Raw genomic sequence first — 12630 nt, 5'->3', positions numbered from 1 at the left:
AATGGCTCTCGAATTCACCCTGAACCACCTCGCCGCGGCTTCGGCCGCCGTTGATTGCCTGGTCGTCGGCGCCTATGCCGACCATACCCTGACTGCGGCCGCGCAGGCACTGGATGCCGCCAGCGGTGGCCGCCTGGCCGCCCTGGCCCAGCGTGGCGACCTGTCCGGCAAGACCGGCGCGACCACCCTGCTGCACGACCTGCCGGGCGTGACCGCCCCGCGCGTACTGGTGGTCGGCCTGGGCGAAGCGGCCCGTTTCGGCGTGCCGCAGTACCTGAAGGCGGTCGGCGATGCCGTACGCGCGCTGAAGGCCGGCGCTGTCCGCAGCGCACTGTTCACCCTGTCCGAAGTGGCAGTGAAGGACCGCGATGCGGCCTGGGCGATCCGCCAGGCGGTGATCGCCGCCGATCACGCCGCCTACCGCTACACCGCTACCCTGGGCAAGAAGAAGGCCGACGACGCCGGCCTGGCCCAGCTGGCCATCGCCGGTGACGACGCGCAGGCCCTGGCCCAGGGCCAGGCCATCGCCGCCGGTGTCGAGTTCGCCCGCGAGCTGGGCAACCTGCCGCCGAACTACTGCACCCCGGCCTACCTGGCCGAGGTCGGCGTGAAGTTCGCCGGCGAGCACGACGGTGCCGAAGCCGAGATCCTCGACGAGCACCAGATGGAAGCGCTGGGCATGGGCTCGCTGCTCGCCGTGGCCCGTGGCTCGGCCAACCGCCCGCGCCTGGTCGTGCTGAAGTGGAACAATGGCGGCGATGCCAAGCCGTACGTGCTGGTCGGCAAGGGCATCACCTTCGATACCGGTGGCGTCAACCTGAAGACCCAGGGCGGCATCGAAGAGATGAAGTACGACATGTGCGGTGGCGCCAACGTCATCGGCACCTTCGTCGCTGCGGTCAAGGCCAAGCTGCCGCTGAACCTGGTGGTGGTGGTGCCGGCGGTCGAAAACGCCATCGACGGCAACGCCTATCGTCCGTCCGACGTGATCACCTCGATGTCGGGCAAGACCATCGAAGTGGGCAACACCGACGCCGAAGGCCGCCTGATCCTGTGCGACGCCCTGACCTACGCGCAGCGCTTCGAGCCGGCCGCGCTGGTCGACGTCGCCACCCTGACCGGTGCCTGCATGGTCGCCCTCGGCCACCAGACCGCCGGCCTGATGAGCAAGCACGACGACCTGGCCAATGAGCTGCTGGCCGCCGGCGAGCAGGTGTTCGACCGCGCCTGGCGCCTGCCGCTGTGGGACGAATACCAGCCGATGCTGGATTCGACCTTCGCCGACGTCTACAACATCGGCGGCCGCTGGGCCGGTGCGATCACCGCCGGCTGCTTCCTGTCGCGCTTCGCCGAAGGCCAGCGCTGGGCCCACCTGGACATCGCCGGTGTGGCCAGCGATGAAGGCAAGCGTGGCATGGCCACCGGCCGCCCGGTCGGCCTGCTGAGCCAGTGGCTGCTGGACCAGGCCGCCCGCGCCTGATGCCGTACCCGACCCTGGCCGGCGCCCGCCGGCCAGGGCCTCGCCCGGCAGCGCCGGGCCCCTGCCTGACCCGGATCCTGCCATGCCCCGCGCCGACTTCTACCTGATCGCCAAGCCCCGCTTCCTGACCGAGCCGCTGCGCCTGGTCTGCGAGCTGGCGCGCAAGGCCAACGACGCCGGGTTGTTCACCCTGGTGCTGGCCCGCGACCAGGCCCAGGCCGAGGAGCTGGACGAACTGCTGTGGGCGTTCGACAACGATGCCTACATCCCGCACCAGATCGCCGGCGAAGACATGGACGAGGAAGAGGCCCTGGTGCTGATCGCCGTGCCCGGCACTGAAGCGCCGGCCCGCCCGCTGGTGATCAACCTGCGCGACGAACCCTGGCTGGGACAGTGCGAGCGCGTGCTGGAAGTGGTCCCGGCCGACCCGGAAGCGCGCGAACCGCTGCGCGAGCGCTGGCGCCAGTACAAGGCCGCCGGTTACGACCTGAACAAGCACGACATGTAAGTCCAGCGAGGACCCCTTGATGCGCCTGCTGATCGCCCTGATTCTTCCCTGGCTGTCCTTTTTCACCATCGGCCGGCCGTTTGCCGGCATCGTCTGCCTGATCCTGCAGATCACCCTGATCGGCTGGCTGCCCGCCGCGATCTGGGCCGCCTACGCGGTCAGCCAGTACCACACCGACCAGAAGATCCGGCGCGCCCTCGGGCCGCGCTGATCTCCCTTCCGCCTTGATTACCGGTTGCCCCGCATGACCCAACTCGCCTCCAGCTACGACCCGAAGTCCTTCGAGACCGACCTCTACGAGGCCTGGGAGAAGGCCGGCCACTTCAAGCCGTCCGGCACGGGCGAGCCGTACACCATCCTGCTGCCGCCGCCGAACGTGACCGGCACCCTGCACATGGGCCATGCCTTCCAGCAGACCCTGATGGATGCACTGGTGCGCTACCACCGCATGCGCGGCTACGACACGCTGTGGCAGGTGGGTACCGACCACGCCGGCATCGCCACCGAAATGGTGGTCAGCCGCAACCTGGCGCTGGAAGGCAAGGGCGAGACCCGCGATTCGCTGGGTCGCGAGGGCTTCATCGGCAAGGTCTGGGAGTGGAAGCAGCAGTCCGGTGACATCATCGAACGCCAGATGCGCCGCCTCGGTACCTCGGCCGACTGGTCGCGCAGCACCTTCACCATGGATCCGCAGCCTTCGGCGGCGGTGAACGAAGCCTTCGTGCGCTGGTACGAGCAGGGCCTGATCTACCGCGGCCAGCGCCTGGTCAACTGGGATCCGGTGCTGAAGACCGCCATCTCCGACCTGGAAGTGGAGAGCGCCGAGGAAGACGGCTTCCTGTGGTCGATCGCCTACACGCTGGATGACGGCCTGAGCTACGAGCACGTCGAGCGCGATGCCGACGGCGTGGAAACCCTGCGCGAAACCCGCGACTACCTGGTGGTGGCCACTACCCGTCCGGAAACCCTGCTGGGCGATACCGCGGTGATGGTGCATCCGGAAGACGCCCGCTATGCGCACCTGATCGGCAAGAGCGTGGTGCTGCCGCTGACCGGCCGCCGCGTGCCGGTGATCGCCGATGATTACGTGGACCGCGCCTTCGGCACTGGCGTGGTCAAGGTCACCCCGGCCCACGATTTCAACGACTACGAAGTGGGCGTGCGCCACAGCCTGCCGATGATCAACCTGTTCACTCCGGTGGCAGCGCTGAACGAGAACGCGCCGGAGCGCTTCCAGGGCCTGGACCGCTACGCCGCGCGCAAGGCCGTGCTGGCCGAGCTGGAAGACCTGGGCATCCTGGTCGAGACCAAGGCGCACAAGCTGCAGGTGCCGCGCGGCGACCGTACCGGCCAGGTGATCGAGCCGTACCTGACCGACCAGTGGTTCGTGAAGATGGACGACCTGGCCAAGCGTGGCCTGGAGCTGGTCGAAGACGGCAGCATTTCCTTCGTGCCGCCGAACTGGATCAACACCTACCGCCACTGGATGAACAACATCCAGGACTGGTGCATCAGCCGCCAGCTGTGGTGGGGCCACCGCATTCCGGCGTGGTTCGACGAAGCCACCGGCAGCTGCTACGTCGGTCGCAGCGAAGAGGAAGTGCGCGCAAAGCACAGCCTGGGCAGCGACGTGGTGCTGAACCAGGAAAGCGACGTGCTGGAGACCTGGTTCTCCTCGCAGCTGTGGCCGTTCTCCACCCTGGGCTGGCCGAACGAGCAGGCCATGGCCGAGCGCGGCTTCGACCGCTACCTGCCGTCGTCGGTACTGATCACCGGCTTCGACATCATCTTCTTCTGGGTGGCGCGCATGATCATGGCCACCGACAACCTGGTCGGGAAGATCCCGTTCAAGGACGTCTACTTCACCGGCCTGATCCGCGACGGCCAGGGCCAGAAGATGTCCAAGAGCAAGGGCAACGTGCTCGACCCGCTGGACATCATCGACGGCATCAGCATCGACGACCTGGTTGCCAAGCGCACCGGCGGCCTGATGCAGCCGAAGATGGTGGAGAAGATCGAGAAGGCCACCCGCAAGGAATTCCCGGACGGCATCGCCGCCCACGGTGCCGATGCGCTGCGCTTCACCATCGCCGCGCTGGCTACCCACGGCCGCGACATCAAGTTCGACATGAACCGCGCCGAGGGCTACAAGAACTTCTGCAACAAACTGTGGAACGCCAGCCGCTTCACCCTGATGAACACCGAGGGTGCAGCGTTCACCGGCATGCCGACCCCGCGTACCGATGCCGAGCGCTGGATCCTTTCGCGCCTTGCGGCCGTGTCCAGCGAGGCCCAGGGCCATTACGCCAACTACCGCTTCGACCTGCTGGCGCAGTGCCTGTACGAGTTTGCCTGGAACGAGTTCTGCGACTGGTTCCTGGAACTGAGCAAGCCGGCGCTGAACGGTGCCGATGCCGCCGACGCCGAAAGCACCCGCCACACCCTGCTGTACGTGCTGGAAGCGCTGCTGCGCCTGCTGCACCCGCTCACGCCGTTCATCACCGAACAGCTGTGGCAGCAGCTGGCCCCGCGACTGGGCCTGGCCGAAACCACGCTGTCGCTGCGCCCGTACCCGACCGCCGCCGAGTTCGAAGGCGATTTCGCCCAGGCCGAGGCCGACGTGGAATGGCTGAAGGCGGTGATCAGTGCGGTGCGTCGCGTGCGCAGCGAACTGAACGTCGCCCCGTCCAAGCAGGTGCCGCTGCGCCTGCAGGCCGGCCTGGAGCAGGACCGCGTGCGCATCGAACGCTTCAGCGCCTCGCTGTCGTTCCTGCTCAAGCTGGACAGCATCCAGTGGCTGGCCGAAGGCGAAAGCGCACCGCCGGCCGCCGCCGCGATCGTCGGTGAGCTGAAGCTGCTGGTGCCGCTGGAAGGCCTGGTCGATCTCGATGCCGAGCGCGTGCGCCTGGACAAGGAAATCGCCCGCGTCGAAGTCGAAAAGGAAAAGAGCGAGACCAAGCTGGCCAAGTTCACCGACAAGGTGCCGCCGGCCGTGGTCGAGCAGGAACGCGTGCGCCTGGTCGACTGGAACACCCAGCTGGCCGGCCTGCGCGAGCAGCGCGCGAAGCTGTAAGCGCCGGGAAGCGCCGGGTACTGCCCGGCGTTTCCTTTTGTAGAGTCGAGCCCCGCTCGACTCTACATTTCGCGCGCATGGCATCATCGCTGGATGCCGCTTTCCATCTTCCTGCTGGTTCTCGCCGCTGCAGCCCTGCACGCCAGCTGGAACGCGATCGTCAAGCGCGGGCCGGACAAGTTCCTCGGCACCGTGCTGGTCACCGGCAGCGCCGCGTTGCTGTCCGCCGCTGCCCTGCCCTTCCTGCCCTTCCCCGCCGCGCACAGCTGGCCATGGCTGGCCGCTTCGGTGCTGCTGCAGGTGACCTATTACGGGCTGGTCGCACGTTGTTACCAGCAGGTCGACATGAGCCTGGCCTACCCGCTGATGCGTGGCAGCGCGCCGATCCTGGTCGCGTTGGCGGGCACACTGCTGGGCGAGCAGCTGTCGCCTGCAGCGTGGCTGGGCGTGGTGCTGGTCAGCACCGGTATCCTGTGCATGGCACTGGGTGCGCGTGGCGGCCAGCTGCGCCTGCCGCTGCTGACCGCGGCGATGATCGCCACCTACACCCTGGTCGATGCGCAGGGCGCGCGCCAGTCCGGCAGCGCACTCAGCTACACGCTGTGGCTGTTCCTGCTGTCAGGCATTCCGCTACCACTGTGGGCGTTGTACACCCGCGGCGGCGCGGTGCTGGACTATGCGCGGCAGCATTGGCCGCTGGGGCTGGCCGGCGGCGCCGGCACCACCGCCTCTTACGCGATGGCGCTATGGGCAATGACTCAGGCACCGGTGGCGATGGTCTCCGCGTTGCGCGAATCGTCGATCCTGTTCGCGTTGCTGATCTCGGTGTTCCTGCTGCGCGAACGGATTCCGCGCGCGCGCTGGCTGGCGGCGGCGCTGATCGTGGGCGGCGTGTTGGCGTTGCGGTTGGCGTGAGCAAGACGTGCCAACCAAGGTTGGCAGCTACCGGTAGTGCCGGCCGCTGGCCGGCAACCCTTCTTCGTTACAGCGGCGGCATCGCCTGCAGGTCGCCGTGGACCAGTTCGATCGCCATCACCACCGCGTCCTCGCGGCCCTGTGCCGCCGGGTAGTAGCGCGGGCGACGGCCGATCTCGTTGAAGCCTTCGCTGTGATACAGCGCCAGTGCCGGTGTATTCGAAGGCCGCACTTCCAGGAACACACGCTGCGCGCCACGGTCGCCGGCCAGTTGCACCAGTGCGCGCAGCAACTGGCGACCCAGGCCACGCGACTGCGTCAACGGATCGATGCAGATGTTGAGGACATGTGCCTCGTCGGCGGCGATGCTGAGCATGCCGTAGCCGATCAGCTCGCCGTCACGCTCCATGGCCAGGCCGGGGTAACCGGCACGCAGGCAATCCACGAAGATGCCGCGGGTCCACGGAAACGGATAACCGCGCACCTCGATCGCCATCACCACCGTGAGGTCGCTCTCGCGCAGCGCGCGCAGGCTGACCGGACCGGGCTGCCGGACCGCACTCACGGCATGCCCCGCTTGCGCAGGGCGCGCAGCTGCGGCCACAGCGCGCGTTTGGCGGCCGGATCGTGACGCAGCTGGTCCAGCGGCCAACTCTCCATCAGGGTCTGTGTGGCCGGGTCGTTGGGATTGCAGCCGGACGCGCGCAACAACGCGATCTGCAGGCGATCCGGCAGGCGCACGACCGGCTGCCGCGCATTGCCGCTGGGCAGCGGCCGGGCCGGTGCAGGCGCCGTATCCGGTGCGCTGACCGGCGTCTCGCGGCGCGGCGGAGCCGGGCGTTCCGCACGGGGCGCGGGGACGGCTTCGGCGGGGTGCTCGCGCGCGATTGGGCTGCTCGCCCGCGCCGGTTCCGCCGGCTGTGCGGCCTCGGCTTCGGCCACGCTCAACTGCAGCGCGGCGTCCAGTTCGGCGGCCAGTTGGCCGTCATGATAGACGGTGTAGCCCATGGCCTGCAGCCAGGCCTGCTGGGCCGATGACCACAGCACGGGCAGGTCCTGGCTCACGCGGCCTCGGGCTTCTTGCGCAGGCGCTGCACCGCCCACATCACCGGGCCGGACAGCGCGTACAGGATGCCGACCGCAAACAGCACGCGCGGCAGATCGATCACCGCGATGGCGATGGCGACCGGCACCAGTGCCAGCACCAGGAATGGCACCCGGTCCGAACGGCCGCCCTTGGCGGCACCGCCCTTGAAGCTCCAGAAGCGGATGCGGCTGACCATCAGCAGTGCGGAGACAATCGTCACCGCCAGCGCCACGTAGCGCAGCTGGTTGCCGTCCCAGCCCAGGTTGCCATCGGCGAAGGCCCAGACGAAGGACATCATCAGGCCGGCCGCGGCCGGGCTGGCCAGGCCGACGAACCAGCGCTTGTCGACGACTGCCACCTGGGTATTGAAGCGGGCCAGGCGCAGTGCCGCGCAGGCGGCATACAGGAAGGCCACGGCCCAGCCGACGCGCCCCAGCAGCGGGTCATCGAACTTCAGCCACGACAGCGACCAGTGGTACATCACCAGCGCCGGGGCCATGCCGAAGCTGACCAGGTCGGCCAGCGAGTCGTACTGCACGCCGAACTCGCTGCTGGTGCCAGTCAGGCGCGCCACGCGCCCGTCCAGGCCATCCATCACCGCCGCGACGAACACGGCGATGCTGGCGTTGACGAAATCCCCGTTGGCCGCGGCGATGATCGCGTAGAAGCCAGCGAACAGGCCGGCGGTGGTGAACAGGTTGGGCAGCAGGTAAATCGTGCGCGAGCGCGGCGGCGGTGTGATCGGGTCCATGGAATCCAGTTTAATCGACTTGCCAGTGGTCGGCGGCAATGCTGCAATCGGCGTTCTACGCCCATTCCGTGGAGTTTGCCATGCGTGCCCTGTCCTGCCTTGGATGCCTGCTGCTGTTGGCCAGTGCCAACGCCGTGGCCGGCCCGGTCTATAAATGGAAGGACGCCAATGGCGTGACCCAGTATTCGGAGACCCCGCCGGCGGGCAAGAAGTTCGAGACCCGCGAGCAGGCCCGCAGCCCGCAGGCAGCGGCCAGCGCCGAGACCCCCGCCGCGCCGGTGCCCGAGCAGTGCAGCACCGCCCGCGCCAACCTGGCCCTGCTGGACAGCACCGGCACCGTCATGCAGGACACCAACGGCGACGGCAAGGCCGATACCGCGTTGACCCAGGAGCAGCGCAGCGCGCAGAAGGGATTGGCTGAAGCCGCCATCAAGGCCTACTGCCCGGCGGAGTGAGGGTATCGGCAGGGCTTGCAGCCCTGCACCCGCAGAGGCAATAGCAAGGGCAACGTCAAATGCCAGAGCGGCTTCCTGGGGGATGGCAGGGCACTGTGGGTTTGCGGGGCCGCCGTGAACCCGTCCATGGGGGCTTGGTCGCCGCATCCATGCGGCTCACACCCCGCAAACCCACAGTGCCCTGCCTTCGACAGGTTCCGGCGGCTGTTGGTAGGTGTCGACCTTGGTCGACACAGTAGATCCACGCCATGCGTGGATGAATCTCCATGGAAATCGAATGTTTCGAGAATTGATCGAACAGCAGCCGAGCATGGCTCGGCTCTACAGAAATGCGGGCAGATCGCGGGAAACTGTCGAAGGCGGGGTGGGTCCGGTTGCGGGAGTGTCCGCGGCATGGATGCCGCGGCCAAGCCCCCATGGACGGGTTTACGGCGTCTCCCGCAACCGGACCCACCCCGCCATCCCACGGGAAACCCGCTGTTGCTGTTGCAGTTGACGTTGCTTGAGGCGGGTGCAGGGCGCAGCCCTGCCAGTACCCCCCACCCCGGCCGGGCTGGCAGAATAGGCGTCTCTGCCGTTATCCGAAGCCGCCGATGCGCCTCTCCCAGTTCCACCTGCACACCACCAAGGAAACCCCCAGCGACGCCGAGCTCACCAGCCACCGGCTGATGCTGCGCGCGGGCATGATCCGCAAGCTCGCATCCGGCCTGTACACCTGGTCGCCGCTGGGCCTGCGCGTGCTGCGCAAGGTTGAACGCATCGTCCGCGAGGAAATGGACCGTGCCGGTGCCGTGGAATTCCAGATCCCGACCATCCAGCCGAAGGAACTGTGGGAGCAGACCGGCCGCTGGCAGAAGTTCGGCCCGCAGCTGCTGAAGATCAAGGACCGCAAGGACCAGACCTTCTGCTACAGCCCGACCGCCGAGGAAGCCGCCTGCGACTTCGCGCGCAGCGAGCTGTCCAGCTACAAGCAGCTGCCGGTCAACTTCTACCAGATCCAGACCAAATTCCGCGACGAGATCCGCCCGCGCTTCGGCGTGATGCGTTCACGCGAATTCCTGATGAAGGACGCCTACTCGTTCCACCTGCACGATGAGTGCCTCGTGCGCGAGTACGAGAACATGAAGTCGGCCTACAGCCGCATCTTCACCCGCCTCGGCCTGGATTTCCGCATGGTGCAGGCGGACTCCGGTGCGATCGGTGGCGACGCCTCGCAGGAATTCCACGTGATCGCCGATTCCGGCGAAGATGCGCTGGTGTTCTCCACCGGCTCGGACTACGCGGCCAACATGGAAGCGGCGATTGCCGCCGATCCGGCACCGCGTGCGGCCGCCAGCGAAGCCATGCGCAAGGTCGATACCCCCACCCAGAAGACCTGCGAGGATGTCGCGGCCCTGCTCGGCATCAACCTGCAGCGCACGGTGAAGTCGGTGGCGCTGATCGCCGGCGAAGGCGAAGCACAGCAGTTCGTGCTGGTGCTGGTGCGCGGTGACCACGAGGTCAACGAGATCAAGCTGGCCAAGGTTGCCGGCCTGGATGAACAGCGCTTCGCCAGTGAGGCGGAAATCGCCGAGCACCTGGGCAGCGTGCCGGGCTTCCTCGGCCCGATTGCGCCGGCCAAGGCCATCCGCGTGGTGGCTGATCGCGAAGTGGCGGCGATGTCCGACTTCGTCGTCGGCGCCAACGAAGCCGGTTTCCACCTGGCCGGCGTCAACTGGGGCCGCGATCTGGCGGAACCGGAAGTGGCCGACATCCGCAACGTGCGTGCCGGTGACCGCGCGCTGGACGGTGGTGAACTGAAGATCGCCCGTGGCATCGAAGTCGGTCACGTGTTCCAGCTCGGCCGTACGTACGCCCGAGCGCTTGATGCCACCGTGCTGGACGAGAATGGCAAGGCCGCGGTGATGGCGATGGGCTGCTATGGCATCGGCATCTCGCGCGTGGTGGCTGCCGCGATCGAACAGAACCATGACGATGCCGGCATCATCTGGCCGGACGCGATGGCGCCGTGGCAGGTGGTGGTGTGCGTGATCAACCCGAAGGGGGACGCCGCCGTGGCCGACGCCGCCACCAACCTGCTGCAGGAACTGCGCGATGCGGGCCTGGACGCGGCGCTCGATGACCGTGGCCTGCGCCCGGGCGCGATGTTCGCCGACATGGAACTGATCGGCATCCCGCACCGCGTGGTGGTGAGCGAACGTGGCCTGGCCGCCGGTACCTACGAGTACCGCTCGCGCCGCGCCAGCGAAGCGGAAAGCCTGGACAAGGCCACCCTGCTGCAGCGCCTGCAGGGTTGATCAAGAAAAGACCGGGGCATGCCCCGGTCTTTTTTTGCGTTGTGTTCATCTGATCGATATTGCAGCGGACATAATCCGGTCAAAATCGACGCAATGCAGCCGGCATGCCGCCAAGCCCTGTCCTGCCTGCATTTGTGCTCTGATTAATTCATCACTATTCTGTCCGCCGACGCCATGGACTGGCTCGTCCCGTCCACACATTAGTTTCCGGAGTAACCGTAAATGAGCATTGACCTGACCGGCCTGTCGGCACGCGAGCTGGGCGCCCTGATCCGCACCGCCAAGAAGCAGCAGACCATCGTCGCCAAGCGCCGGCCGATCACCAAGGTCCGGGCCCAGCTGATCAAGCTGGCCAAGACCGAGGGTTACACCATCGAGGAACTGTTCGGCGATGCCCCGGCCCCGCGCGCGCGCAAAGTGGCCAAGGCCGCCAAGGCACCGTCGAAGACCGCCGGCCGCAAGCTGGGCAAGGTTGCCCCGAAGTACCGCAACCCGGCCAATCCGAAGGAAACCTGGACCGGTCGCGGCAAGCAGCCGCGCTGGATGGCCGAACTGACCGCCAAGGGCAACAAGAAGCCGGAAGATTTCCTGATCAAGAAGGCCTGAGGCCGGATCGGGATGCAATGAAAAACGCCGGCGAAAGCCGGCGTTTTTTTTAGGTAGCGCCGGGCCATGCCCGGCGAGCGCAGCGGTTGGTTCCCCGATCCGCCGGGCATGGCCCGGCGCTACCGCCTGATCACAGCGTCTTGCGGGCCGGCATCAGCAGGTTGCCGAACAGCAGGCCAGCAACCAGCGCCATCACCACGTTCAGCACGGTCAGGAACACACTCTGGCCGGCGCCTACGTCCTGCTGCTGGACCAGGGTCAGCACGCCGCGCAGGCTGGTGCTGCCGGGCACCATCATGATGATGCCGGGCAGACGGATGATCGCGCCCGGGCGGCCAACGAGGCGCCCGAACAGGTTGCCACCGGCGGTCAGCAGCATCGCCGACAGGAAGATGCCGGCCGGCGCACCCCAGGCATGGCCGCCGAACTTGGAGATCGCATAGCCGGCCACCGAGGCGGCGATCACCCACGGATAGTCGCGACGGTTGGCCTTGAACAGCATCGCGAAAGCGAAGGCCGCGGTCAGCAGCGAACCCCACTCGACCCATGGCCCCTGCGGGCGCGTCGCACGGATCACCGGATCCAGGCCGAGCACGTCGGCCAGGGTCACCGCGATCATTGCGCCGACGCTGAGCTTCATGATGGTGGTCAACGCCCCAGCAAAGCGCGCGGTACCCGACACCCAGTGCTGGCTGGCCAGCTCGTTGACCGCGTTGGTCAGCGACATGCCTGGCAGCAGCACCACCAGCGAGGCGATGATCACCGTATTGAGGTTGAGCGCGCCGACGAAGGACGCCACCAGCGTGGCCACCAGGCCGGCCAGCAGCGCAGCCAGTGCCTCGGCTGCCTCGCGGGTGGCCGGGCGGCGATCGGTGACCATGCCGAGCAGGCCGATCATCAGGCCGATGACACCGGCGGTGGCGATGTCCAGCCACGGCAGCTTCCACATGCCGGCCACGCCGGCCGCACCGAGAGTGAACGAAAGGATGGTGCGCAGCTTGCCGCGGCGGCCCGGATCCTTGTCCAGCTGGCGCAGCGCGGTGTGGCCCTGGGCGATGCTCATCCGCCCGTTGGCCACTTCCTCGGCGATATGGTCGGCGACGCTGAGCTTGTGCAGATCGTTTTCACCGGGCGCCAGGCGGATCACGCGGGTGATGTCACTGGAGCCGATCGCCTGCGCCGGGTCGCTGAAGCTGAGAATGATACCGGTGGGATTCGACCACGGTTCACAATCCAGATCGAGCTGGCGGGCCAGTGCCACCACCGCCGTTTCCAGGCGCTGAGCCGTTGTGCCATAGCTGTGCAGGCGTCCGGCGATCTCGGAAACAAAGGCCACGCGCTGTGCGTAGGTGGCCTGGGGCGTGGGGATCGTGTGAGCGTCTGCGGACATGCGCCGTAGTATTACCTAGGCTGGGGCTTACCGGAGAAATTCATCCGAGTTCGACGCGAAGCCCGATA

12 protein-coding genes are annotated in these 12630 nt (G+C 67.3%); 8 read left to right on the top strand and 4 right to left on the bottom strand.

The window, feature by feature from the left end:
* The first annotated feature begins 1 nt into the window (after nt 1).
* The 5 genes from SMAL_RS02740 (at nt 2) to SMAL_RS02720 (ending at nt 5976) form a co-directional block, all read left to right on the top strand.
* The gene (locus tag SMAL_RS02740; protein ID WP_004142473.1) at nt 2-1480 is read left to right on the top strand and encodes a leucyl aminopeptidase; all 1479 of its coding nucleotides are present in this window, start codon (nt 2-4) and stop codon (nt 1478-1480) included.
* Nucleotides 1481-1562: 82 nt separating this feature from the next.
* On the top strand, nt 1563-1988 hold the full coding sequence (locus tag SMAL_RS02735) for a DNA polymerase III subunit chi (RefSeq protein ID WP_005415211.1): 426 nt from the start codon (nt 1563-1565) through the stop codon (nt 1986-1988).
* Nucleotides 1989-2007: 19 nt separating this feature from the next.
* Nucleotides 2008-2199 (top strand): YqaE/Pmp3 family membrane protein, encoded by a 192-nt coding sequence (locus SMAL_RS02730; RefSeq protein ID WP_012510005.1) that lies wholly within the window; start codon nt 2008-2010, stop codon nt 2197-2199.
* A gap of 33 nt (nt 2200-2232) precedes the next feature.
* The gene (locus tag SMAL_RS02725) at nt 2233-5061 is read left to right on the top strand and encodes a valine--tRNA ligase (protein WP_012510004.1); all 2829 of its coding nucleotides are present in this window, start codon (nt 2233-2235) and stop codon (nt 5059-5061) included.
* 93 nt (nt 5062-5154) lie between these two features.
* Nucleotides 5155-5976, top strand: coding sequence for an EamA family transporter (locus SMAL_RS02720; protein WP_012510003.1), 822 nt, complete (start codon nt 5155-5157; stop codon nt 5974-5976).
* Between the two features lie 67 nt (nt 5977-6043).
* On the opposite strand, the gene rimI is transcribed toward SMAL_RS02720, so the two are convergent.
* The 3 genes from rimI to pssA are packed head-to-tail and all read right to left on the bottom strand — an operon-like array spanning nt 6044 to nt 7814.
* Nucleotides 6044-6541, bottom strand: a complete 498-nt coding sequence (rimI, locus tag SMAL_RS02715) for a ribosomal protein S18-alanine N-acetyltransferase (RefSeq protein ID WP_004142288.1) — start codon at nt 6539-6541, stop codon at nt 6044-6046.
* Entirely contained in the window at nt 6538-7041 is a 504-nt protein-coding gene (locus SMAL_RS02710; protein WP_004142287.1) for a hypothetical protein, read from the bottom strand. The genes rimI and SMAL_RS02710 overlap by 4 nt, the downstream gene beginning before the upstream one ends.
* Nucleotides 7038-7814 carry a CDP-diacylglycerol--serine O-phosphatidyltransferase gene (gene pssA / locus SMAL_RS02705; protein WP_004142286.1) on the bottom strand — a complete coding sequence of 259 codons (777 nt, stop codon included), beginning with the start codon at nt 7812-7814 and terminating at the stop codon, nt 7038-7040. Before pssA ends, SMAL_RS02710 begins: the two co-directional genes overlap by 4 nt.
* An 80-nt stretch (nt 7815-7894) precedes the next feature.
* On the opposite strand from pssA, the gene SMAL_RS02700 reads away from it, so the two are divergent.
* The 3 genes from SMAL_RS02700 to SMAL_RS02690 all read left to right on the top strand — a co-directional run bounded on the left by SMAL_RS02700 (nt 7895) and on the right by SMAL_RS02690 (nt 11172).
* Entirely contained in the window at nt 7895-8269 is a 375-nt protein-coding gene (locus SMAL_RS02700; protein ID WP_012510002.1) for a DUF4124 domain-containing protein, read from the top strand.
* 593 nt (nt 8270-8862) lie between these two features.
* Nucleotides 8863-10566, top strand: coding sequence for a proline--tRNA ligase (locus SMAL_RS02695; protein WP_012510001.1), 1704 nt, complete (start codon nt 8863-8865; stop codon nt 10564-10566).
* Between the two features lie 222 nt (nt 10567-10788).
* Nucleotides 10789-11172, top strand: a complete 384-nt coding sequence (locus SMAL_RS02690) for an H-NS histone family protein (RefSeq protein ID WP_004142140.1) — start codon at nt 10789-10791, stop codon at nt 11170-11172.
* A gap of 130 nt (nt 11173-11302) precedes the next feature.
* On the opposite strand, the gene SMAL_RS02685 is transcribed toward SMAL_RS02690, so the two are convergent.
* Nucleotides 11303-12562: a threonine/serine exporter family protein gene (locus tag SMAL_RS02685; RefSeq protein WP_004142069.1), complete on the bottom strand. Its 1260-nt coding sequence runs from the start codon at nt 12560-12562 to the stop codon at nt 11303-11305.
* Between the last annotated feature and the right edge of the window lie 68 nt (nt 12563-12630).

The organism is Stenotrophomonas maltophilia R551-3 (genome assembly GCF_000020665.1).
Taxonomy (GTDB): Bacteria; Pseudomonadota; Gammaproteobacteria; order Xanthomonadales; family Xanthomonadaceae; genus Stenotrophomonas; species Stenotrophomonas maltophilia_L.
The sequence above is the reverse complement of the archived record's forward strand: the minus strand, read 5'-3'. Positions and strand labels throughout refer to the sequence as shown.